At 37.3% G+C, this 24,129-nt stretch carries 17 protein-coding genes; 4 read left to right on the top strand and 13 right to left on the bottom strand.

The genetic code is table 11. The features are described from left to right. Positions 1-4: 4 nt before the first annotated feature. A complete protein-coding gene (locus AXA65_RS13645) occupies positions 5-538 on the bottom strand; it encodes a hypothetical protein (protein ID WP_131797822.1) in 534 nt (177 codons plus the stop codon). Between the two features lie 430 nt (positions 539-968). Here AXA65_RS13645 and clpB point away from each other — a divergent pair, with 430 nt between their 5' ends. After that, positions 969-3,560, top strand: a complete 2,592-nt coding sequence (clpB, locus tag AXA65_RS13640) for an ATP-dependent chaperone ClpB (protein WP_063970652.1) — start codon at positions 969-971, stop codon at positions 3,558-3,560. 85 nt (positions 3,561-3,645) lie between these two features. On the opposite strand, the gene AXA65_RS13635 is transcribed toward clpB, so the two are convergent. Then, a complete protein-coding gene (locus AXA65_RS13635; RefSeq protein WP_063970651.1) occupies positions 3,646-4,356 on the bottom strand; it encodes an FKBP-type peptidyl-prolyl cis-trans isomerase in 711 nt (236 codons plus the stop codon). A gap of 200 nt (positions 4,357-4,556) precedes the next feature. Between AXA65_RS13635 and AXA65_RS13630 the strand changes: the two genes are divergently transcribed. Further along, positions 4,557-5,477 (top strand): DUF4238 domain-containing protein, encoded by a 921-nt coding sequence (locus tag AXA65_RS13630; RefSeq protein WP_063970650.1) that lies wholly within the window; start codon positions 4,557-4,559, stop codon positions 5,475-5,477. A 57-nt stretch (positions 5,478-5,534) separates the two neighbouring features. Here AXA65_RS13630 and AXA65_RS13625 read toward each other — a convergent pair whose 3' ends face one another. Further along, the gene (locus tag AXA65_RS13625; RefSeq protein WP_063970649.1) at positions 5,535-7,394 is read right to left on the bottom strand and encodes a M1 family metallopeptidase; all 1,860 of its coding nucleotides are present in this window, start codon (positions 7,392-7,394) and stop codon (positions 5,535-5,537) included. 408 nt (positions 7,395-7,802) lie between these two features. Between AXA65_RS13625 and bglX the strand changes: the two genes are divergently transcribed. Then, complete coding sequence (bglX, locus tag AXA65_RS13620; RefSeq protein WP_063970648.1) at positions 7,803-10,025, top strand: beta-glucosidase BglX; 2,223 nt, start codon at positions 7,803-7,805, stop codon at positions 10,023-10,025. A 142-nt stretch (positions 10,026-10,167) separates the two neighbouring features. On the opposite strand, the gene AXA65_RS13615 is transcribed toward bglX, so the two are convergent. The 6 genes from AXA65_RS13615 to folK form a co-directional block, all read right to left on the bottom strand. Further along, on the bottom strand, positions 10,168-10,998 hold the full coding sequence (locus AXA65_RS13615; RefSeq protein WP_063970647.1) for an endonuclease/exonuclease/phosphatase family protein: 831 nt from the start codon (positions 10,996-10,998) through the stop codon (positions 10,168-10,170). Positions 10,999-11,117: 119 nt separating this feature from the next. Then, entirely contained in the window at positions 11,118-12,068 is a 951-nt protein-coding gene (fmt, locus tag AXA65_RS13610) for a methionyl-tRNA formyltransferase (RefSeq protein WP_063970646.1), read from the bottom strand. Positions 12,069-12,239: 171 nt separating this feature from the next. After that, entirely contained in the window at positions 12,240-14,141 is a 1,902-nt protein-coding gene (locus tag AXA65_RS13605) for an ATP-dependent DNA helicase RecQ (protein WP_063970645.1), read from the bottom strand. Positions 14,142-14,223: 82 nt separating this feature from the next. Next, positions 14,224-15,660, bottom strand: a complete 1,437-nt coding sequence (locus tag AXA65_RS13600) for an OmpA family protein (protein WP_063970644.1) — start codon at positions 15,658-15,660, stop codon at positions 14,224-14,226. A 26-nt stretch (positions 15,661-15,686) separates the two neighbouring features. Continuing rightward, on the bottom strand, positions 15,687-17,114 hold the full coding sequence (locus AXA65_RS13595) for an OmpA family protein (RefSeq protein ID WP_063970643.1): 1,428 nt from the start codon (positions 17,112-17,114) through the stop codon (positions 15,687-15,689). 20 nt (positions 17,115-17,134) lie between these two features. After that, positions 17,135-17,551, bottom strand: coding sequence for a 2-amino-4-hydroxy-6-hydroxymethyldihydropteridine diphosphokinase (folK, locus tag AXA65_RS13590; RefSeq protein ID WP_063970642.1), 417 nt, complete (start codon positions 17,549-17,551; stop codon positions 17,135-17,137). A gap of 21 nt (positions 17,552-17,572) precedes the next feature. On the opposite strand from folK, the gene sppA reads away from it, so the two are divergent. Further along, on the top strand, positions 17,573-19,318 hold the full coding sequence (gene sppA, locus AXA65_RS13585; protein WP_063970641.1) for a signal peptide peptidase SppA: 1,746 nt from the start codon (positions 17,573-17,575) through the stop codon (positions 19,316-19,318). A 399-nt stretch (positions 19,319-19,717) separates the two neighbouring features. Here sppA and AXA65_RS13575 read toward each other — a convergent pair whose 3' ends face one another. The 4 genes from AXA65_RS13575 to AXA65_RS13560 form a co-directional block, all read right to left on the bottom strand. Continuing rightward, positions 19,718-20,386, bottom strand: a complete 669-nt coding sequence (locus tag AXA65_RS13575) for a DUF6048 family protein (protein ID WP_063970639.1) — start codon at positions 20,384-20,386, stop codon at positions 19,718-19,720. Beyond that, positions 20,352-20,825, bottom strand: a complete 474-nt coding sequence (locus AXA65_RS13570) for a DUF6452 family protein (RefSeq protein WP_063970638.1) — start codon at positions 20,823-20,825, stop codon at positions 20,352-20,354. The genes AXA65_RS13575 and AXA65_RS13570 overlap by 35 nt, the downstream gene beginning before the upstream one ends. 44 nt (positions 20,826-20,869) lie before the next feature. Next, a complete protein-coding gene (gene rlmD / locus AXA65_RS13565) occupies positions 20,870-22,276 on the bottom strand; it encodes a 23S rRNA (uracil(1939)-C(5))-methyltransferase RlmD (protein WP_063970637.1) in 1,407 nt (468 codons plus the stop codon). 90 nt (positions 22,277-22,366) lie between these two features. After that, complete coding sequence (locus tag AXA65_RS13560) at positions 22,367-23,860, bottom strand: TlpA family protein disulfide reductase (RefSeq protein ID WP_063970636.1); 1,494 nt, start codon at positions 23,858-23,860, stop codon at positions 22,367-22,369. Between the last annotated feature and the right edge of the window lie 269 nt (positions 23,861-24,129).

The following is a 24,129-nucleotide window of genomic DNA, read 5'->3' as shown; positions in this document are numbered from 1 at the left end:
CCTTCTAAATTGGAAAATATTTTTTTTTGCTCGGATTCCCGATGTTTCCAAGAAATTTCAAAGCTTTTTGATAATCTTTCTTGGCAACCAGAAAATTTTCTTTGTCCGCTTCAAGATTTCCATATTCGATGTACAATCTTGCGGTTAGATAATTTTTCTCGTAGCCGTTGGGCAATTTATCAACTTGCTGCTTCGATAAATCTAAATAAGGTTTAATCTTATCAGGAAAATTCAGAAAAGAATATTGATTGGCGATTGAACCGTAGATCTTTGCTTTCAGCTTGGTATCATCCAATTTCTCAGCAATCTCTTTCGCTTTGAAAAGCATCTCTGTGGATTTTGCAAAATCTGGCTTTTTAATCTTAAGGTAAGCATCGGCCATTATCATCCGTACTTCATATTGATCTTCGTCAGAAATCGGCTGTGCCAGCTTTTCAACACTTTGTTTGATGATTTGCTCAGGCGGAATCTTAGAGTAGTCCAAAGTCTCCGAACCAGACAGGTCTTCCTGATTTTGATTCTGTGCAGAACAAAACATGATCAAACAAAAGGTCATCAAACAAATAGAAAACGAGTCAATTTTAGATTTTATAGACTCAAATTTATAAATAAAAAACGCTAAATCACAGTACAATAAATTTAGCTTCTAAAAAAGAATTTACCAATTTGGCAAACATTTTCAAGTTGATGATATGATTTTCGGAAATTTTGTCTTTTTAAACCCAGCTACAATTTAATAATTCGGAAATTTTGTCTGATAATCTTAAAAATTCAACAAAAGAATACTTTTTGCGATAAGCTATTCGAATTAAATGATTGATAAAGCATTAAGAGAGCCAATCTCAAAAATTACTTTCTTAATGTTTTTTTTAAAACAAAAATCATCTTTTCAAAACTGAAAATTGCATAGAATTTGATGCAATTATAAAATCAATTATCATTTATCAACCATCAATTATAATAAAGATATGAACTTAAACCAATATACCGTAAAATCACAGGAAGCCATCCAGGCCGCTCAACAAGTGGCAATGGAATTTGGCAATCAGCAAATAGAACCTCAACACCTTTTGGAAGGAATCTTTCAGATAGACGAAAACATATCGCCCTTCTTACTCAAAAAATCTGAAGCAGATGCCACTTTGGTAAGAGAACGCAACAGAGAAAATTTAGAAAAACTCCCGAAAGTACAGGGAGGAAACATTTACCTTTCACAATCAGCAAATAAAGTTTTGCTTGAAGCGCCCAATATTGCTAAAAAAATGGGCGATGAATTCGTAACCATTGAACATTTATGGCTGTCATTATTAGAAACAAATTCAGAAGTTTCAAAAACTTTGAAAGATATGGGTGTTACCAAAAGTCTTTTGGAAGGCGGAATTAAAGAATTAAGAAAAGGAAGCACAGCAAATTCTGCAAGTTCAGAAGAAACGTATCAGTCATTAAAAAAATACGCAAAAAATTTCAATGAATTAGCTGCTGAAGGAAAATTAGACCCAGTGATTGGTCGTGACGAAGAAATCAGGAGAGTTTTACAAATTCTTTCGAGAAGAACGAAAAACAATCCGATCTTAATCGGAGAACCAGGCGTTGGTAAAACTGCTATCGCTGAAGGAATTGCCCACAGAATTATCAGTGGTGATATTCCTGAAAATTTGCAGGATAAAACTTTGTACTCATTAGACATGGGTGCTTTGATTGCCGGTGCAAAATACAAAGGGGAATTTGAAGAGCGTTTAAAATCTGTCATCAATGAAGTCACAAAATCAAATGGGCAAATCATTCTTTTCATCGATGAAATCCACACTTTGGTGGGAGCCGGAGGTGGTGAAGGTGCAATGGATGCTGCAAACATTTTGAAACCAGCTTTAGCAAGAGGAGAATTAAGAGCGATCGGAGCGACTACTTTGAATGAATATCAAAAATATTTTGAAAAAGATAAAGCTTTAGAAAGACGTTTCCAGAAAGTGATGGTGGAGGAACCTGATACAGAATCGGCGATTTCTATTCTTCGTGGAATTAAAGATAAATATGAAGCTCACCACAAAGTAAGAATCAAAGATGAGGCGATTATTGCGGCGGTGGAAATGTCTCAACGCTATATTTCAGACCGATTTTTACCGGATAAAGCGATTGATTTGATTGATGAAGCTTCAGCCAAATTGAGAATGGAAATCAATTCAAAACCTGAAGAACTGGATGTTTTGGACAGACGATTGATGCAGTTGGAGATTGAATTGGCTGCGATTTCTAGAGAAGGAAATCAGACGAAAATTGACCATTTAAAAGAGGATATTTCGAAAATTTCTGAACAGAGAAATGAAATCAATGCAAAATGGCTGAAAGAAAAACAAAAATCTGAAGATCTTACTCAGATTAAAAAAGATATAGAAGCTCTAAAATTGGAAGCCGAGCGTGCTTCCAGAGCTGGAGATTACGCCAAAGTTGCTGAAATTCAGTATGGAAAAATCAAAGAAAAAGAAGATGCTTTGCAGAAACTCGAGTTGGAGATGCAAAACCATCAGAATGAATTGATTAAAGAAGAAGTCACCGCAGACAACATTTCTGAAGTGATTGGAAAATGGACAGGAATTCCTGTTACAAAGTTGCTTCAATCTGAAAGAGAAAAATTATTACATCTAGAAACTGAACTTCATCACAGAGTGGTTGGTCAGGAAGAAGCCATTGAAGCGGTTGCAGATGCGATTAGAAGAAACCGAGCAGGATTGAGCGACGAGAAAAAACCAATCGGAAGTTTCTTGTTTTTAGGAACAACTGGAGTCGGTAAAACCGAGCTGGCAAAAGCTTTAGCAGAATTTCTTTTCGATGACGAAAACAATATGACGAGAATCGATATGAGTGAATATCAGGAGCGTCATTCGGTATCGAGATTGGTTGGTGCGCCTCCGGGATATGTGGGTTACGATGAAGGCGGACAATTGACGGAAGCCGTGAGAAGAAGACCTTATTCAGTCGTGCTTTTAGATGAAATTGAAAAAGCGCATCCTGATGTTTTCAACACACTCTTGCAGGTTTTGGACGATGGCCGTTTGACTGATAATAAAGGCAGAGTCGTGAATTTTAAAAACTCAATTATCATTATGACTTCGAATTTGGGTTCACATATTATTCAAGAGAATTTTGAAAATATTACAGAGGAAAATCAGGATGAAATTGTAGCTAAAACAAAAATTGAAGTTTTCGATTTACTGAAACAAACGCTTCGTCCGGAATTCCTGAACAGGATTGATGAAACAGTGCTGTTCCAGCCTTTAAGAAAAAAAGAAATCGGAAAAATCGTTCAGTATCAGTTGAGAGGTTTCAATGATCTGTTGCTGAAACGAAACATCATTATGACTGCAACGCAGGATGCTTTGGATTATCTGACAAATAAAGGGTACGATCCGGTTTTCGGGGCAAGACCTTTGAAAAGAGTGATCCAACAGGAAGTTTTGAATAAATTATCCAAAGAAATACTCGCAGGAACCGTGAATGACGGCGACAGAATTACGCTGGATTATTTCGAGGAAACAGGTTTGGTTTTCCGACCGGTGGAATAAGAGTTAAATTTTTTCGTACATATTAAAACAAAGAAAACCTCAGCTAATTGGCTGAGGTTTTTCGATTTTATTGAATTGAATAGCTTTATTTTATATTCACCAATTCTACATCAAAGATGATAGTAGAGCCTCCTGGAATTGCATCTCCAGCTCCCTGGTCTCCATAAGCCAAATCGGACGGAATATAAAATCTGTATTTAGAACCTTTGCTCATTAGCTGGATTCCTTCTGTCCAACCTTTGATAACACCACCCAGATTGATATCCATTGGTGCGCCACCATTTTTGTCGGTTGAGTCGAAAACGGTTCCATCCAGTAATTTCCCGGTATATTTTACCTGTACAACATCGGATGCTTTGGGTTTTGTTTTACCATCGCCTTCTTGCAACACTTCATATTGCAAGCCTGAAGCTGTGGTTTTCACTTTTGGATTACTTTTATTTTTCGCCAAAAATTCCAGACCTTTTTTCTTATTATCATTGGACTGTGATCCCGCTTCAGACTGCTTTTTTTGCTGCTGTTTCATCATAAACCCTTGCATAAAGCTGTTCATTTCTTCAGCTGGTAACATCTTTTTCTTCGTGCTGTCCATTTCCTCTTTGATACCTTGAGCCAAAAGTTCTGCATCTACTTTGAAGCCTTCCTGTTTCATATTTTGAGCGATACTCATTCCTATGTAATAAGAAGCTTTTTGCTCATCTGTATATTTGCTGTCGTCTTTTTTATCTCCTTCCTTAGCACAAGAAATGATACTAAGTGCGGCTATGCAAAACAATGCTATAGTCTGTCTTTTCATTTTATGATTTTATGATTTAAAAATTTATGGCTGCAAATCTATTATTTATTAAAGAAACTTCCTATCTGCAAAGAAATTTTTCTTTTACAAATTTTCGAATTATCGTTGGGATTATAATTGAGAAAAACTCAACGGATTTTGGATAAGGCTTATTGAATATAGTAAATTGTATATTTGACAGTTCGTTACAATTAAAAAAAATGCAATTAAAAAAAAGACATCATTATATATGGAGAAACTATTTAAGAAGTTGGTCAGAATTTGAGCAGATTAATACATATTTTATTGATACAAAAAAAATAATCAAAACCAATCTTATCAATATTTCTCAAGAAAAGATGTTTTACAAATTAGAAATTTTTACAGATATAGAAAAAGAAAAAATAGAATTTCTGTTAAATGATCATTGTGAAAAATCTGTTTTATCTTCAGCTAAAGAACTGTTAAAATGTTTTTATCTTTACTCCGACTTTTCCAAAAATAAGCCAATTCCGAATTGTATAAAAGAAAAAAAAGAATTAGAAGAATTTTTAAATTATGTCCAATCAAACACTATTGAAGATATTTTGACCGAATTTGAAAATTATGGTAAGAGACTAATAAGTGTAAAAAGTCCAACTGAATTAGATTTTTTACAAGATAAAGAGCAATTGTCTAAATCATTATTATTTTTAACAATACAATATACAAGAACTAAAAATATCAAAGACAGGTTAAATCATTCTTTAAAAGACTATGATTTAATTTATAATGAAAAATTTTGGATTCTATTAAGTTTTATTTATGCTTTGAATTTAACGTATTATTTAGGTGAAAAATTTAAATTAAAAATAATAATCTATAATAATATCTCGGAAATAAATTTCATTACTTCGGATCAGCCAGCATTTAACTCAAATCAAGAAAATAAAAACGCAAAAGATGAAGTAACAGGTTTTGATCTTTTTTATCCTATTAATAATAGACTTGCAATTAAACTAGTTTGCAACAAAGACATAGACTCATTTGCAATAATTGATGTTGATGAAAAAGAGGTTATTGAGATCAATACGTTAATATATGATTTTGCTTATAAAAACATTTTTTTCACTAGTGAAAGGGATATAGAAAACCTGATATAAAATAGTATTCTTAAAAATAAAACAAAAACGCCACAATCATCTTGTGGCGTTCCCATTTTAAAAACTCTTCGAATTATCCCCAACCGTATAATCCATAAAGATCCCGCCATCCAAATTGATAGATTTGATTTTCTTTTTAACTGGAATATTCAGATTTGTTACCTTCTGGTCTTTCTCCCAAACGGCCGGCGTGAAATGACCTTTCTCCGTCGTATTATCATCATAAGTCAAAACCACATCAAACGGAACTGCAAACCCACCAACATTCTCAACCGTTAAAACCAATTGCTTATCCTGCTCCATCACAGACGCAATCTTCAAATCAATATAATTGTTTGTGTAAAACCAATTGTTGAAAAACCAATTCAAATTCTTCCCCGAACCCGAGTTAATAGAATTAAAATAATCCCACGGAATCGGATGTTTTCCATTCCAATTGTCCATATAATGATGCAAAGCTTTCTTAAATAATTCATCACCCAAATAATCCTTCAAAGCCAAATACGACAACGCCGATTTCACATAAGCATTATTTCCATATCCAGCGCCGGAAAGCTGAGAACTCATCGTAATCACAGGTTGGTCTTGCTCGGTTGAAGCATCATTGATCCAACGTTTCACACGGAAGTTCTTCATAAATTTGTCCGCAGCTTCTTTTCCATTTTCATCAATTCCTATCAAATATTCTAGAGTAGTCGCCCAACCTTCGTCCATAAAAGCATATCTGGTTTCATTGATTCCCATATAGAAAGGGAAATAAGTATGCGCAATCTCGTGGTCCGCCGTCAATCTCGCATCTTGCAAATCGTCTGGAATACTCGTGTCGTTTATCATCATCGGATATTCCATATCGGCGTAACCTTGCACAGCCGTCATCGCAGGGAACGGATATTCCAGGCCAGGCCAGTTTTCCGAAAACCATTTCAGGTTGTAACGCATCCATTCCGTATATTTTTCAAAATCTTTAGCCCCAACTTTATAGGCAGATTGTACGCTCGCTCGTTTCGTCTTCAACTGAACACTCGATGCATCCCAAACGTAATGGTTGCTCAAGGCAAAACAAAAATCCACAATATTGTTCGCTCTGAATTTCCAAACATTCCACTCATTCTGCTTTGTCACTTTGCCTGATTTCATTTCAGATTCATTGGCAACGTGGATTGTTTTATCTGATTTCAAAGATTCTTTAAATCGTTTCAGATATTCAGGTTGTAGAACTTCTTCAGGATTCAGGAAATCGCCCGTTGACCAAACCACAAAATTCTTTGGCGCAGAAATAGCAAACGAATAATCATTAAAATCATTATAAAACTCCTGTCTGCCGTTGTGCGCCAACATATCCCAACCGTTGTAATCATCATAAACGGAAACTCTCGGGAAAGAATAAGCGACATAAAAAGTCTCTGGGTCTATTTGCCCTTCTCTCCCACTTTCCTTTGCCAATGGATATTCCCAATCTATTTTGATTTCCGTTTTGGATTTTGAGGCAATCGCTCTCGTTAGTTTCACCGCTTCCACAGTTCCCCAATCGTCGCTGTTGATATTGTATTTTTCACCATTGATGGAGAATGATTTGATTTTCAAACCATCTGTCAAAGATTCCTTCGAAGCATATCCAGCTCTCGGAGACTGCGGTTTAGTCATATTGTTCACAAACCGAATTGCCAAAACCTTCAACTCATCCGGACTATTATTGGAATACTGGATGGTCTCGGAACCCGAAACCATTTTCGTTTTCGCATCCACTTTCACGTTCACATCATAAACGCCTTTGTTCTGCCAATAATTTTTCCCCGGCTTTCCGGAAATATCGCGAGTTCCCTTTGCGTAAGCATTCTTGATATTCCTCGGCATATACAGTTCCTGCGCAGACAACGCCGTTCCCATCAGCATCAATCCTAATAATAGTTTTTTCATTTCCAAAATTTAAAACTCAAAAATAAAGAATTAAAACCAATTCCTTAGCTGAGAAACGTTTGTCCAATTTGGAATAATGATTTGGGCAGCTTTCCGCCTTCCGCTCGCGCTTTTTTGTCATTGCGAGCGACGTTGATTTTTCAGTAAAAATTTATTACAATCGAAATGACAAAAAGAGCTCCACTCAAGTCGGGCTGCAGATTCAGTATAGAACAAGAGTCAATATAAAAACGTTGCTTTGTCATTCCGTAGGAATCTAGACTGTTTAGACTGACGAACCATTTCGTTAGGTATCCTCCGGAATGACAAAAACTTAAATCATTAAAATCATATCAGATTTTAGTTTATTTACAAAAGAATGTTACTTTTACAATTATCAATTTCTCAAAAAGAGACAACAACATTACAATGAAAAAATACAGCCTTTCATTCCTCTTATTAATCTTCGGAATCAGCATTTCCGCCCAGAAAAGCATCGACCAAAAAGTCACGGAACTCCTTTCCAAAATGACCTTGGAGGAAAAAGCAGGACAACTCGTCCAATACAGTGGCTTCGAATACGCCACAGGACCACAAAACTCCAACTCCAAAAAAGTCTTGGAAGAAATAAAAAGCGGAAAAGTGGGCTCAATGCTCAACGTAACTGGCGCTGAAGAAACCAAAGCCTTCCAAAAATTAGCCTTAGAATCGAGAATGAAAATCCCAATGATATTCGGACAGGATGTGATTCACGGTTTCAGAACGACTTTCCCCATTAATCTTGGTCAGGCCGCAAGCTGGGATTTGGAAATGATTGAAAAATCTGAAAGAATCGCAGCTATTGAAGCTTCAGCTTATGGCATCCAGTGGACATTTGCACCAATGGTGGACATCGCCAGAGACCCAAGATGGGGACGCGTGATGGAAGGTTCCGGCGAAGATACTTACCTCGGAACCAAAATCGGATTGGCAAGAATCAAAGGTTTCCAAGGCAAAGGTTTAGGCAACATCGATGCGATAATGGCCACCGCGAAACACTTCGCCGCTTACGGCGCAGCAGTTGGCGGAAGGGATTATAATTCGGTTGATATGAGTTTGAGACAACTTCACGAGACCTATCTTCCACCTTTCAAAGCGGCTTCTGAAGCGGGCGTTGCCACCTTTATGAATTCTTTCAATGACATCAACGGAGTCCCAGCAACAGCGAACAAATATATTCTTAGAGATTTATTGAAAGACCAATGGAAATTCCAAGGTTTTGTGGTTTCCGACTGGGGAAGCATCGGCGAAATGATAAAACACGGCTACGCCAAAGATAACGCCGAAGCCGGAGAAAAAGCCATTCTCGCAGGTTCCGATATGGATATGGAAAGCAATATCTATATGGAACAACTTCCTAAATTGGTAAAAGAAGGAAAAGTGGATATCAAATTTGTGGACGATGCCGTGAGAAGAATCTTAATCAAGAAATTCGAATTGGGATTGTTTGACGACCCTTATAAATTTTCAAATTCCGAAAGACAAAAACAACAAACCAACAATCTTGAACACAGAAAATTCGGGAGAGAATTTGGGGCAAAAAGTGTAGTCCTTTTGAAGAACGAAAAGAAACTTCTTCCGCTTTCAAAATCCACAAAAACGGTTGCCTTGATTGGACCATTCGGAAAAGAAGCAGTGGCGATGCACGGATTTTGGTCGGTTCCGTTCAAAGATGATGCGCAAAGAATCGTCACTCAATTTGACGGTATCAAAAATCAGTTAGACAAAAACTCAACCTTACTTTACGCAAAAGGCTGCAATGAAAACGACGACAACAAATCGATGTTTGCAGAAGCCATTGAAACGGCGAAAAAAGCAGACGTCGTGATAATGACTTTGGGCGAAGGACACGCAATGAGCGGCGAAGCGAAAAGTAGAAGTAACTTACATTTCTCAGGTGTTCAGGAAGAATTACTGAAAGAAATTGCCAAAACTGGAAAACCAATCGTTCTGATGATAAATGCCGGACGACCTTTGGTTTTTGATTGGGCTGCGGATAATATTCCGACCATCGTTTACAGTTGGTGGCTAGGAACAGAAGCTGGAAATTCTATCGCCGATGTCATCTTCGGAAATGTAAATCCTGGTGGTAAATTGCCAATGACTTTCCCAAGAACAGAAGGGCAAATCCCAATCTACTACAATCATTACAACACCGGAAGACCAGCCGGAAAATCCACGGACAGAAATTACGTTTCCGCTTACATCGATTTGGATAACGACCCGAAATTCCCTTTTGGTTTTGGATTGAGTTACACGGATTTCAAATACTCCAACTTCAATTTAAGTTCTGATAATCTGAAAGGCAATCAAACGTTGACCATCAATGTGAATGTTGCCAACACCGGGAAATTTGATGGCGAAGAAGTGGTTCAGCTTTACATCCGCGACCTTTTCGGGAAAGTGGTTCGTCCCATCAAAGAACTGAAAGGTTTCCAGAAAATATTTTTGAAGAAAGGTGAAAATAGAAATGTTACTTTCAAATTAACGCCAGAAGATTTGAAATTCTACGATGACACCCTGAATTACGATTGGGAAGCCGGGGAATTCGAAATAATGGTTGGAACAAACTCTAACGATTTGATGACGAAGAAGATTGTTTGGGAAAAATAGTTTAAACACTTCGACTCCGCTCAGTGTGACAACTCTAATAATACAAATTTAATTTTTTATCAATGTCAGTCTGAGCGGAGTCGAAGACTTTTTCCGTTAAAATAAAAAAATCCTCTTTCAACAAGAGGATTTTTTTATTTAATTATTTTTCAAACTTAATTTTTGCCAAAATCGGAAAATGGTCTGATGGATAAAGGAGATTTTCCCGTCTGTCATTGATTGTCCGGTTCGATTGGACTTCGAAGCCTTTTACAAAAATATAATCAATTCTGTCTTTCGGAACGGTGTTGACATCAAAAGCCGTGAAAGTTCCTTTCGGGCCGTAATGCGGTTTCTTTGAATGATAATATGCATTGTCTAATGATTGAGAAATAATCTTGATTGGTTCTGTATCGTCCGTCAAATTGAAATCGCCTGTTAAGGTCAAAGGCAGATTTTCAGAATTAAGTTCTTTTATTTTTTCTAAAATTAACTTTGAAGAATTGACTCTCGCCACATCGCCGACGTGGTCAAAATGGAGATTCATTGCCAAGAACTTTTTCCCACTTTTCTTTATTTTGAAAAACGCATAAGTACAAACTCTGTTGTAAGCAGCATCCCAACCTTTGGAAGGTTTTTCGGGTGTTTCGCTGAGCCAGAAAGTTCCTGATTTCAGAACTTCCAATTTATTCTTGTCGTAGAAAATTGCTGAATATTCGCCTTGATTTTTGCCATCGTCTCTTCCAACGCCTACATAATCGTAATCTTTCAAACTGCTTTTGATATCAACCATTTGTTGCGGAACAGCTTCCTGAACGCCGAAATAATCCGGATGATAATATGACATTAGTGCCAACGCATCTTCTTTTCTGTTGTCCCAAGAATTTTCTTTATCACTTTCTAATGACAATCTGATGTTGTAAGTCATCACTTTCAAATCTTGTGCAAAGAAAAGATTTGATGCGAATAACAAACCTAGAAAAAGTTTTTTCATTTTTAATTTTTTTTGTTGAAAGGCACTTCGACTCCGCTCAGTGTGACAGCTTGAATACTGTTTTTAATTTATGAATTGTCAGGCTGAGCGGAGTCGAAGCCTTTATATTTTTAATTTATCTATTTCTCATATTCATCAAAATTCTGGATTCCATTAAGAAAATCTTTGACTGGCAATCTTTTCTTGCCTTGGATCTGAACATCTTCCGGATAATAGATTCCGTCCTTTGTATAGAATTTGAATTCTGTTTTTGAAATATCAAAATCACCAGCTTCCCGCGAATGTGATTCAACTTCAAATTTACCTTTGAAGATTTTTAGGGATTTTTCTTCTTCGCCAACTTTCAGAATGGTGAAAGCAGTGGGATAAGGCGACATTCCTCTCACAAAATTATGAACCGTTTCAGCAGTCTGGCTCCAATCGATTTTCAGATTTTCTTTGAATATTTTGTAAGCAGTTTTTGGATTTTCTTTATCAGGTTGTGGTTTTTCCTGGATTGAATTGTCAGCCAAACCATCCAAAGTTTTGATGATTAATTCTGAGCCGATAGTCATCAGTTTATCGTGCAAAGTTCCGGCGTTATCTTCTGGCAAAACGTCAGTCTCAGCTTGGAGAAGAATGCTTCCTTCGTCAATTTTTTCATTGATGAAAAACGTCGTCACTCCAGTTTTTGTTTCACCGTTTATAACTGCGTAATTGATTGGTGCAGCGCCTCGATAATCTGGAAGTAGAGATGCGTGTAAATTAAAAGTCCCCAATCTAGGAATCGAAAATAAAACCTGAGGCATCATCCTAAATGCCACCACAACGAAAACATCGGCATTCAGATTTTGAATGGCTTCCAGGAATTCCGGGTTTCTTAGTTTTTCGGGTTGAAAAAGGTTGAGTCCGTTTTCTTCTGCGAAAACTTTGACTTGCGAAGGTGTGAGTTTCATTCCGCGTCCGCTGGCTTTGTCAGCCGCTGTGACAACACCGACCACTTTATGATGTGATTTGAAGATGGCTTCCAGCGAAGCTTTGGCAAAATCGGGAGTTCCGAAAAAAACGACATTGAGGGATTTCGTCTGCATTGGTTTATAATTGATAAATGATAGTTGATAATTGATTTTTTTTACTGAATTACTCGCAGCCCGACTTGAACGGAAATCCTTTTTTGCTTATAATCAAGTTATATTTAAACTGAAATCGTCTGCAAAAAAGATTGGGAGTGGAAGGCGGATTAAGCTGCCATAATTATTCTTCTATTGATTGAGCATATAAGTTTTGTAATTCAGCATTTTGACTTTGCCGATGTCCAATAGGAAAATCAGTGTGTCGGCAATGGATTCTTTGGTGTGAAAATTGAGATTGGCTGCAACTTCATCCAAAGCCATAGGTCTCTTGGCAAGCTGTTCGAAAATCTCTGTTGACAAAGTTCTTTTGGTATTGGTTTTCTTTCTGCAAACAGAACATTTCCCACAATTATCGGCGTCCCGTTCTCCGAAGTAACTTAGGATGAGTTTCATTTTACAGAAATCGGTGTCTTTGATAAAGAATTTATTTTCTTCCCATTTCTTCAATTTATTTTTCTGAATGTTATTAAAAAGCGTCCAATACTCGCCGGAAAGATGTCTGTCATTTCGCGGTTTTAGGAATTTTATGGAATGTTGGCTCCCGTCGAGATATTCCAAGTGTCCGGCTTTCTGCATTTGTTTCAGTCTCTCCTTGAAATTCACGATATCGAATCCGTTCTTTTTACAAAAAGCCAGATCACTGAAATGTACTTTTTGAATGGCCAAACCTGGTAGATTCCTGAACAGTAATTCCATAAAATAAGCATCCGAAGGCGCCAGCTGTTCCAAATCCTCGGAGTTGATAAAACTCTGAAGTGTGGAGGAAGAAAAGGAATTTTTATAATAAATGAGTTCCTGATTGTTGAGAAAGGTGAGAATATTTTTGATTTTAGCTGTTGATAATTTTGTCAGATTTTTGATTCTGTTGATATCCAACTGGAAAGTACGCTCCGGCAGATCCGAATCTCCTATCTGAAAAATGGAGTAGAGATACATCAGAATCTTCTGATATTCGGTCTTGTTGGGGATTTGGTTTTTGAAAATATCATCAATATTCTTCAATTCCTGCTCGTTCCAAAGTAGCAAGACAATCGCTTCTTGACCATTTCTTCCCGCTCTTCCGATTTCCTGATAGTAATTTTCCAGCGTAGAAGAAGGCGAAAAATGGATGACGAATCGGACATTATCTTTGTCGATTCCCATCCCGAAAGCGTTGGTCGAAACCAAAACGTGAAACTGGCTGGTAATCCATTTTTTCTGAAGATTCTCTCTGTCACGAGCAGTCATTCCGGCGTGGAAAAAGTCTGCGTTTTGGAATTGGTTATTTTTAAGATAGAGTGTCAGTTCTTCTGCTTCCTTTCTGGTTCGGGTATAAATGATTCCGGAAGCTTGATTTTGTCTGAGGAATTCTAAAATCCTTTTGTACTTGTCCGCAGTATTTGCAACAATAATATTAAGATTTTCTCTTCGAAAACTTTGTTTGAAAACCTGAGGTTGATGAAGCCCTAATTTGATTGAAATCTCATCAACAACTTGGTTGGTCGCGGTCGCGGTCAAGGCCAAACAAGGTACATTCTTAAAATCCTGACGAAACTTTTTGATATTCTGATAACTCGGGCGGAAATCCTGTCCCCACTCCGAGATACAATGCGCCTCATCCACTGCGATAAATGAGATATGGATTTCCTGAATATTCCTTAAAAACAATTGGTTTTGCAATCTTTCCGGAGAGACGAAAAGAACTTTGGTCAAACCTTCCTTGCAACGGCTGTAGACTGTTTCTTCCTCGAACTCGTCCAAGTCGGAACTCAACAATTCTGCTTCTATTCCTAAAGCTTGCAGTGAAAGAAGTTGGTCTCTCATCAATGCTAACAAAGGCGAAATCACGAGACAGGTTCCTTCGAGGATAATCGCAGGCAATTGATAGCAAAGTGATTTTCCGCCACCTGTCGGCAGAAGTGCCAAAGTATCTTTACCATTGATGATGGAAAGTATTATTTGTTCCTGCGAAGAACGAAATTCATCAAACCCCCAAAATTGTTTGAGCGTCTGATGAATGAGTCTGTTTTGTGATTCTTTGGAAGAAAGCATTTGTAAATTTAATCAATTCTTTAAAATAAAAAAACCGTCTCGTAATAAAACGAAACGGTTTTTATTTATTTAGAAATATATTTTATTTAGCTTCAAAATATACTCTTCTGTTTGCTCTATTTTTCCATTCTGGACATTTGTCAGCAGGCTCACATTCTGGATAAAGAAGGTCTTTTTCTCCTTTACCTAAAGCTTCAATCTTAGCCTTGTCTGCACCATTTTGAATCAAGTAGCTCTTAACATTGTTTGCTCTTCTTTCAGAAAGATTTTGGTTATATGCATCTGTTCCTCTTGTATCAGTTCCACCAATCACTTTGAAGTTATTATTGGAAGCATTGATATAATTGATCGCATTGTTCAAGATCGGTGTGTTTGAAGGAAGGATCCTGTCAGAATTCAAATCAAACTCAATTCCTTTCATGATCGTGGATTCATCTGTTACAACACCTGTAGAAGAATTATTCATTGTCAAAGGACAACCGTTGTTTTCTACTGGTCCTGGAACCGTCACACATTTGTCATAAAGGTCGATAACACCATCTAGATCTACATCCAAAGCTACACCAGCACCGTCAACTCTTGCTCCGGCAGGCGTATCAAGCTGTCTGTCCCAATCGTCACAAACACCATCGTTGTCAACATCTCCTTTTTTACAAACTTCAAGATCTTGAGTTTTATCATTAAGAACATCCAATTTGTAATAGATTTCCTGCAATGGATCGTGCCACATCAAGTGAGATTCGTGTTTTCCTAATTTGAAGGTCAATCCTAAAGTTGTATTGAAGAAGTTGTCAGAGATCTGATCTTCGATCAAGTTGTAACCAGTTTGGCCAACACCTGCTCCATCAAATTCATCATCACCTGTCACGACATACATTACTCTACCTTCAAGATCCAATCTGTTATTGATCTTGAATTTAAGACCTGCTCCAGCTTGACCGAAAAGCGAACCTAATTTGAAAGGTTTTTTCTCAATATTTAAAACTTGATTGTAAGGTCCAGGATCTTGTCTGTAAGATTTGTAAGCAATTGTTCCTATACCAGCATATCCATGCAAAGCCCATCTGAAAGGAGATTTGTTATCAACTCTTCTAAGAAGGTTTGAGAAATTAAGATCTCCTAAGATAGAGATCGCATTATATTGCGTTCTTCCTGCAGTTTGCGTACCTGGAAGATCGACGTGGTCTTTTGTATTAGCATAACCTTGTCTTGTTTCACCTCTGTCATATTGCAAATTAAGACCGAATGCATGCGTTATGGCTTTATCTACACTAATGTATGCAGAATAACCAAAAAGGTTTTTTCCGTTTCCATTTTTAATAGATGTCATATCTGCTGATTGGATCAACGGCACACCCGCACCAACCGAAATAGACCAGTCATTGAATCTTTTTGAAGATTGCGTAAATGGGGAAACATTTAGAGATCCAGAGTTAGCATCTGTGGAAGTCTCTTGTGCAGATAGGCTCATAGGCAGCAAAAAAGCGACTGCGACTAATGATAATAAATTTTGTTTCATATTTGAATGTTTTTTTTCTTAGTTAATTATTTTGCTATAAAATATACTCTTCTGTTGGCTTCATTTTTCCACTCCGGACATTTTGTTGCCGGATCGCATTCTGTATATTTAAGATCCTCTTTTCCTCTTCCTTCAGCAGAAAGTACTGACGAAGAAACACCTTTGCTCACTAGATAAGCCAGTACGGCATTGGCTCTTGATTGAGATAATTTTTTATTATAAGCAGCAGAACCTCTACTGTCTGTAGCTCCTACAACTACGAAACTGTCACCACCGCCTAATGTTTTGATAATTTCGGCTGCCTGATTCAGATCTTGGAAAGATTTTGGTCTGATGACATCTTTGTTCAACTCAAATTCTATTCCGTTGAAATATTTATTGATCTCTTCTATAGCAACTTGTTTTGTAGTTACGGGCGAAGCAGTATTAGCAGTTGGGCAACCATTATTTTCTACTGGTCCCGGAACTGTGACACATTTATCATTAAGGTCAATAACACCATCTAGATCGACATCCAATGCAACTCCTGCACCGTCAACTCTAGCTCCAGCTGGCGTATCAAGCTGTCTGTCCCAATCGTCACAAATACCGTCATTATCAGCATCACCTTTTTCGCAAACTTTGAAGTCAGCAAATTTCTCTTCTAATTCTGCTGTTTTTGCATAAGCATTTTGTAATGGGTCTACCCAACGAAGATGGTCTTGATGTTTTCCTAATTTGAAAGATATACCCAAGTTTACCAACCAAGCATTATCTGTATAAGAATCATTGATCAAATTATATCCCGGAACAGCGTCTCTTGTCCATCCGCCACCATCAAATTCTTCATCACCACTGATGATGTATAGCGTTCTAAGTTCTAGATCGATCAACTTTGAAACATTATATTTCAAACCAAGTCCCCCGATAAAATTGAAGGTATTGATCCCAATTTTTTGATCAATGTAAAGTGGCCATTTGCTAAGAACAGCATTGTCTTGTAAAAAAGTTTTGTATCCCAGGAATCCAATCCCTCCGTAACCATGTAATGCCCATCTGAAAGATGACTTGTTATCAACTCTTCTCATAATGTTCGAGAAGTTGACGTCTGCTAATAAAGCAATCTCATCAAATTTTGTATAACCATGACCTACTCCGGCCGCATCACTAACGTAGGCTTTCTGCTTGGTCTCGCCTCTCGTATAAAGTAATGAGATACCAAAAGTATGAGTGATCTGTTTATCTAGGCTTACATAGCCATTCCATCCCCAATTGACCTTCCCATCGTAGAAAGAAGTTACGTCACCGTGTGCCATGAAGGCGCCACCGCCACCTGCGGAGATAGACCAATCTTTGAAAAGTCGGCTCTGGTTGTTAAAGGGTTGTGTTTTGATTTCATTGTCTGCTGTGTTTTCATTGGTCTGTGCAAAACCTAAGAAGGGCAACATCAATAATAGAAATAGTTTTTTCTTCATAATCATTTGTGTTGTATAAATTATTTTACTTTCTTAATTAGTTCTCTGGCAAAATCTCTTTCGTAAAGATTTTTATGATGAGGAATAATTAATTTCTTCGAGATAAACCTTATATTGTTATATAATATGATATCAATATCTATAATCCTGTCCTGATAAGCATCAAAATATGAGGAATCTTGGACTCTGCCCATCACTCTTTCAATGTGTTTCAGCTTACTTAACAGCACTATAGGTGAAAATTGTGTTTTTAATTTAACTGCAATATTACAAAAATTATTGATACTGTAAAATTCTACTGGTTCAGATATGATCAATTCAGAATTTATTAATGTTGCACCCACTTCACTTTCAATTTTTTTCAAAGCTATTTTGATATTATTTTCCGGATCATTAATATTACTTCCCAGTAACAAAACTACAGTGTTGTACGACATATCTAACAAATTAATTTTATAATGAAAGGTTTTTTCAAACTCGTTCTCGCAAATTTAACTGCAATTTTTATTGTAATAGCAGGTTTCTTTGCATTTTTTATCGCCTTGATCGCTTTATCTTCTATATCAGAAACTTCAGATATCAAATCTAATTCTGTCCTGACTCTAGACCTTAAAACAAAAATAATCGATAGTCCTTCCGAAGATCAAGACGATCTCTTCTCTATTAATAAAGAAGAAAAATCGGTTTTATTATATGACGTTTTACAAGCCATTAATAAAGCAAAGACCGATGACAACATAAAAGGCATCAGCATCGAGGCTGATAACATCAACGCAGGGATCACGCAATTGGATGATATCAGAAATGCGCTTATCGATTTCAAAAAGAGTGGGAAATTTGTCTATGCTTATGGGAACACGGTTTCTCAAGGTGCTTATTATCTAGGTTCAGTTGCGGATAAATATTATCTGAATCCTTCTGGCGGCATAGAACTAAAAGGATTGTCTGCGGAAGTGACCTTCTTCAAAAGCTTCGCTGAGAAATATGGAATTGGGATTCAGGTCATCCGTCATGGGAAATTCAAAGCGGCAGTGGAGCCTTTTCTTAAAGATGAGATCTCTCCGGAAAACAAAGAACAGCTTTCGACTTTGTTGAATGATATTTGGTTGAATACCTCCAACAAAATTGCAACGGCTAGAAAAATCCCAGAATCAGAATTCAAAACGATCACGGATAGTCTGTATGGTTATTTGCCTAATTTGAGTGTTCAATATAAATTGGCCGATCAGCTGATCCAAAAAAGCGAGTACGATAACATCATCAAGAAAAAACTGAACATCGATGCTGATAAAAAATTAAACAAAATTTCTTTTGCCAAATATGCAGACTCCAAAGATTCTGAAGGTGGCAAAAACAAAATAGCGATCCTTTATGCTTCGGGATCCATCAACGGTGGAAAAGGTTATGACGGGATCTATTCTGATAACTTCAGAAAGGAGATTAAAAAACTGAGCGAAGATGATCATGTAAAAGCAATTGTTTTCCGTATCAATTCGCCTGGTGGAAGCGCCAATGCTTCTGACGAGATCTTGTTTGAAATGCAGCAGTTGAAGCGTAAAAAGCCAGTCGTAGTTTCTTTCGGAGATTATGCAGCGTCTGGCGGTTACTACATTGCGATGGGTGCAGACAAGATCTTCTCGGAACCAAATACTTTGACCGGATCGATTGGTGTTTTTGGTGTAATACCTTACTTCAAAGACCTTGCAGCCAAAAATGGGATCAGAAGTGATGCGGTTACTACGAATGCCAATTCGAACATGATCTCCGCAATCAATGGATTGAGTCCTGGCACATTGACCATCATGACGAGAAGTGTGGAATCTACCTATCAGCGTTTTGTTCATTTTGTAACGGTGAATAGAAAAAAATCTTTTGAAGAAATAGATGCTGTTGGTGGAGGAAGGATCTGGTCCGGCGTGAGAGCAAAACAGATCGGACTTGTGGACGAGTTGGGTTCGTTACAAGATGCTATCAATTACGCAGCTAAGTCTGCAAATCTTAAAGATTATGGCGTCTCAACTTACCCAGCGAAGATGTCAAAATTTGAGCAGATCTTTTCTTCTGAGACCGATGAGGACTTCTCTACCAGAGTGATCAAAAACAAGATCGGGAAAGAGAACTTCAAGATCTTCCAACAGTTTACGGATCCTAATGCGAAAGCTTCTGTGATGATGGAAACACCATTCAGCATCAAATTGAACTAAAGGAAAATTCAATAATTAAAATATAAGCAAGCACAAAACTGGTAAAACGGTTTTGTGCTTTTTGTTTGATGTAAACCTTACGCTTATTTTTAAGTCTTAGAATCATGCGCTTTTTTTGGACGAAAGTAAACTTACTCTTGCTTGATAGTAGGTTTACTATTTCAGCACGAGAAGCTTCTCACATTGTAATGGCAGGCTTGGTTCTAATATCAATATGCAGATCTGACCACCAAAACATGGATAGAAGCTCTGCTGCAGCCCGGCTTGAGTGGAAATCCTTTTTTGCTTGGTATCAGGTTCAACTTAACTGAAATCGTCTGCAAAAAAGATTGGGAACGGAAGACGGAAAAGCTGCTCAAATAAAACAAAAAAGCCTGCGACTTGCAGACTTTATTATTTTTAAAACTTATAAGCGATGCTCCAGCTGAAGCCCATATTGAAACTTCCGGAGCTCTTGCCAAAACCGGGAACGATCATCGGTTTGATCTCTTCCTGTTTGGTGGTGTAGGCCAAGTATCTGGGTTGCGCATTGACATCTATGAAGAAATTGCTGCTGAAGACCTGAACTCTTGCTCCCAAGGAAGCCTCGATCCAGTAGCTGCTTTGCGTGGATGGGTCGAAAGAGAGGAAAACGCCTTCGTTGTTCAAGCCTTTTACAGGCACGGCCATGTACTCTTGATTGTAGAAACTTCCTGCCAGTTTTGCGCCGGCATAGAAACCATTCATATCATTCTCAGGATCGATGGACAGCATGTAGACTGCACCGATCTTGGCAAACAATCCGTCTGCTTTCACATCATAGCCATTCTTCTGATAGATATTTTTGTCATATCCAAGGTCGATCACGGCATGAACTTTTTTGTTGATCCTGCTGGAAATGAATCCCTGGAATAACTGTCTGTCACCAAAAAATCCGGTTCCCAAATTCAAGACATCGACACCTACAATGAAGTTGGGCTTGTATTTCCATTTCACAGAATCCTGCTTCTTCTCTTCCGGTTTGGTCTGAGAAAACACAGAAACCGATAAAAGACTAAAAGCGCAGATAAAAATTGATGCTATTCTCATCGGTTAATGTTGTTATGTTAGATTGGATGCTTTGTACCGGATCGCGCTCAAGAACTTCTCCTTTCAGGTTTTCATAATTGACTTTGAAACCGCAGGCAGGAGAAACATAGATCGCTTTTTGATCGTACGTAATTCTTATTTTGCTTCTTGGTCCTACCAGTCTTTGTTTGATGTAGATGTCTGTGTAAGGACTATTATCAATTCTCATAGGAACCATCACAGAATCTTGTCTTACTGCTGCTGTGATGATCTGCTTCAGTGAGTCTTTTCCATAATCCACATCTACATATAAGGTATCCAAAGCCACCGTTTGATTATTGGCATTTCGGAACTGCAGTTTGAGTCTTGGTGTAGATTCCTCGCCCAAGCAGATGTCATCATCGCTCCCACAACTTGTGAGAAGCAACAGAAAACCGAAAATCCATATTATGTTTTTCATTGATCAATGTTGTATTTAGACCTTAGAACGAATAAAATTAAAGCTTATTTTCTGATCAGCAAAGCGATATTCTCCACGTGATGTGTTTGTGGGAACATATCTACCGGAAGGATCTTTACCAATTCGTAATCATCTTTCATCAAAGCGATGTCTCTTGCCTGTGTTGCAGAATTACAACTTACATAAACAATTCTTTCGGGAGCTAATTTTAGGATCTGCTCCACTACTTTCTGGTGCATCCCGTCTCTTGGTGGGTCGGTGACCAACACATCGGCTTTTGGATGGTTCGCAAGAAACTCGTCGTTGAAGACGTTTTTCATATCACCACAATAGAAAGTTGTGTTCGTAAGACCGTTCAGTTCTGCGTGTTCGATGGCTGCATCGATGGCTTCCTGAACAGATTCGATTCCGATCACTTGTTTGGCGTTTCTCGCAACATATTGTGCAATAGTTCCTGTGCCGGTGTATAGATCGTAAACCACTTCATCGCCTTTCAAATCTGCAAATTCAAGGGTTTTTCTGTATAATTCTAAGGCTTGTTTGTAATTCGTTTGGAAGAAAGATTTCGGTCCAATTTTGAATTTCAGGCCATCCATTTCTTCATAAATAAATCCTTCACCATAGTAATTCTGAATATCCAGATCATAAATACTGTCATTTCCTTTAGGATTAATAGCATAAACCAAAGTTGTGATCTGTGGAAATTGGCTTAGAAGGAAATCAAATAATTTGATCCTCTCCGCTTTATTATCCTTGTACAATTGGAAAAGAACCATCCAATCGCCTTTCGAATTTTGACGAAGCATCAAAGTTCTCAAGAATCCTTTTTGTTCCTTAACATCATAAAATTCCAAACCATTTTCGACAGCGTATTTCTTAACTGCCAATCTGATCTGGTTTGATGGATCTTCTTGAAGCCAACATTCTTTCAGATCTAGAATCTTGCTCCACATGCCTGGAATGTGAAATCCTAGTGCATCTCTGTTTCCGAAGTTTTCCTCAGAACTGATTTCATATTGAGTCAGCCAACGCGAATTGGAAAAAGAGAATTCCATTTTGTTTCGGTAGAAATATTGGTCTGGAGCACCCAAAATAGGCACTTCTTCAAACTCTGGAAAACCACCAATTCTCTTGATGTTGTTCACGACTTCGCTGTGTTTGAAATCGAGTTGTTTCTCGTAAGCGATATTCTGCCATTTGCAACCACCACACGTTCCGAAGTGGATACATTTGGCATCAACGCGGTATTCCGAATATTCCAAGATTTCGACGGCTTCGCCCTCGAAATAATTACTTTTTGATTTTTTTACTCTTACGTTGACAAGGTCACCGGGAACTGCCCCTTTTACTAGAACCGTTTTCCCATCTTCTGTCTTACCAACAGAAACTCCTTTCGCACCGGCGGAAAGGAGTCTGATATTTTCAAGAATTTTATTTCTTCTTTGTTTCATCTGCTAATTTTCATTGTTTTTCAAGGACAGATGTATCAGCCACATCTTTATTCTTGCAGATACAAGATTCGAACATCGCTGATTCATCTATTATTTTGTTTGTGCAGAATCTGCATTTGGATTCTGTAACAATTCATTTTGTAGCTGTGCCTGTGGATTCACAGTGGGAGCCTGCAGACCAGAAATTTTGTTCATAGCCTCCACAAATTTAGCATCGCCTAAGTTATAGAAAGTCTGACTTGCTACTTTTCCATCTTTACCGATCAAAAAGAAACCAGGGATCTTAAATCCATAGATAAAGAATTTCTTAGCATAGTCTGACTGCAATCCACCTTCAGCGTAGTAGTTAGTTCCAGGAATTCCTTTCAACATAGCATTAGCTGTTTTTGTGAATTGTTCTTTTGTATCATCTAAATTAACAAATGCAAAGTTAACTTTAGCTTTATAGAAATTGACAACTTCCTTCAAAACCGGAATAGTTGATTGGCTGATGTAAGGATTCCAAGAAGCGTAACTCATTACCAAAGTAGGTTTAGCGTTCAATTCTAGATTCTCCGATTTCCCATCCAGTTTTGTTAAACCCACTTTTGGAGCTTCCTCTCCTACTTTCAATCCAAATACTGCATTGATCGCAGAATTCAGATCTTTCTTAACTTCAGAATCCTTGATATATTCATCACTGATCTTCTTAACTTTTTCAACTTCGCTTGTGTAAGGATTCAAATCAAACTTAGCAATTACAAAAGCTAGCAAATAGTCTTTTGTCTTTTGGGACATTTCTTTATCAGTTGCCAAGAATCTAGCGAATATTGCTGACATACTGGCGTTGTTCTTATCAGTTTGCTTTTCTGCAAAAGTCTGGAATTTTTGACCAACTTTATTCAACAAGTAATTTCTGTAGACAGGTAAGTTCTCTACCATTCTGTCATTGTTCTCTGTCAAAGTTTTTTCATAATCTGTAAAGTTCTTTGATACTTTGAAAGATGGATCACCAGCTGCTTGACCGTGAGCTGCCTCGTACTGAACCAAGAAAGTTAAGATATTAGTTGTCAACTCATCTTTTTTAAGTTTCACAACTTCACTATCTGCACCTAATTTATCAGCAGTTTCATCAAGATTCTTTTCAAGATCAGAATGTATATTTTTGATATCAACTAAAAACTCAGATTCTTTTTTCTGCAACATTTGCATATTGAGTTTAGAACTATAAGATTCCAAATATTTTTGAGTTGCTGTGATAAAATCGTTGTTTTTCTTGGCATCACCTTCTATTTTAAAAACTTCCGGGAAAGTTGCAGAATCACCTGAGATATTCAACGTTTGACCTTTTTTAAGATAAATGAAATTCATTTTCCCTGCGTAGGTCATTGCGTACATTCCGTTTTTAGGTGCTTTGAATTCACCTTTGAAGTTTCCTTTTTCATCAACACCAAGATTGACTAGCGGCAGTGTTGCAACACCAGAAGCTTCTATGAATTCTATTCTTTCCAAAGGAGAACCTCCTTTTACATTTCCTTCAACTTTAACTTTGGAGCAAGAGACTACCAGCAAAGTGAGTAAAAGAAGAAATAAGTACTTTTTCATTTTAAAAATTAATTTGTGCAAAAATAACTTAATTAAGATTTGAAAAAAAATGAAACTTGCATTTTTATCAAAAGATTAACAGATATTATCAGTAATAGGTAAAAAGCTAATGTAATTTTTAAAAGTCACATAGACATATTTTTATACAATTTAATAATCATCTTATTTAATTGAAGTATCTATCTATGATACTCGATAATCTCAAATTATATTACTACTGACCGATAGGCTAATTGGCATATGGTTTTTTATGTATGTACCAAAAAAAA

It is taken from the genome of Chryseobacterium sp. FP211-J200 (assembly GCF_001643375.1).
In the GTDB taxonomy this organism is placed as follows: Bacteria; Bacteroidota; Bacteroidia; order Flavobacteriales; family Weeksellaceae; genus Epilithonimonas; species Epilithonimonas ginsengisoli.
Note: the sequence above shows the minus strand (reverse complement) of the source record. Positions and strands in the feature narration are given on the sequence as shown.

Coding starts and splice junctions, on each gene's coding strand:
- AXA65_RS13615 (WP_063970647.1), bottom strand. CDS start 10,998: ATGAAAAAACTTTTTCTAGGTTTGTTATTCGCATCAAATCTTTTCTTT.
- AXA65_RS13635 (WP_063970651.1), bottom strand. CDS start 4,356: ATGAAAAGACAGACTATAGCATTGTTTTGCATAGCCGCACTTAGTATC.
- AXA65_RS13575 (WP_063970639.1), bottom strand. CDS start 20,386: ATGAGAATAGCATCAATTTTTATCTGCGCTTTTAGTCTTTTATCGGTT.
- AXA65_RS13570 (WP_063970638.1), bottom strand. CDS start 20,825: ATGAAAAACATAATATGGATTTTCGGTTTTCTGTTGCTTCTCACAAGT.
- AXA65_RS13625 (WP_063970649.1), bottom strand. CDS start 7,394: ATGAAAAAACTATTATTAGGATTGATGCTGATGGGAACGGCGTTGTCT.
- AXA65_RS13605 (WP_063970645.1), bottom strand. CDS start 14,141: ATGCTTTCTTCCAAAGAATCACAAAACAGACTCATTCATCAGACGCTC.
- rlmD (WP_063970637.1), bottom strand. CDS start 22,276: ATGAAACAAAGAAGAAATAAAATTCTTGAAAATATCAGACTCCTTTCC.
- AXA65_RS13630 (WP_063970650.1), top strand. CDS start 4,557: ATGCAATTAAAAAAAAGACATCATTATATATGGAGAAACTATTTAAGA.
- AXA65_RS13560 (WP_063970636.1), bottom strand. CDS start 23,860: ATGAAAAAGTACTTATTTCTTCTTTTACTCACTTTGCTGGTAGTCTCT.
- AXA65_RS13595 (WP_063970643.1), bottom strand. CDS start 17,114: ATGAAGAAAAAACTATTTCTATTATTGATGTTGCCCTTCTTAGGTTTT.
- AXA65_RS13645 (WP_131797822.1), bottom strand. CDS start 538: ATGTTTTGTTCTGCACAGAATCAAAATCAGGAAGACCTGTCTGGTTCG.
- sppA (WP_063970641.1), top strand. CDS start 17,573: ATGAAAGGTTTTTTCAAACTCGTTCTCGCAAATTTAACTGCAATTTTT.
- fmt (WP_063970646.1), bottom strand. CDS start 12,068: ATGCAGACGAAATCCCTCAATGTCGTTTTTTTCGGAACTCCCGATTTT.
- folK (WP_063970642.1), bottom strand. CDS start 17,551: ATGTCGTACAACACTGTAGTTTTGTTACTGGGAAGTAATATTAATGAT.
- AXA65_RS13600 (WP_063970644.1), bottom strand. CDS start 15,660: ATGAAACAAAATTTATTATCATTAGTCGCAGTCGCTTTTTTGCTGCCT.
- bglX (WP_063970648.1), top strand. CDS start 7,803: ATGAAAAAATACAGCCTTTCATTCCTCTTATTAATCTTCGGAATCAGC.
- clpB (WP_063970652.1), top strand. CDS start 969: ATGAACTTAAACCAATATACCGTAAAATCACAGGAAGCCATCCAGGCC.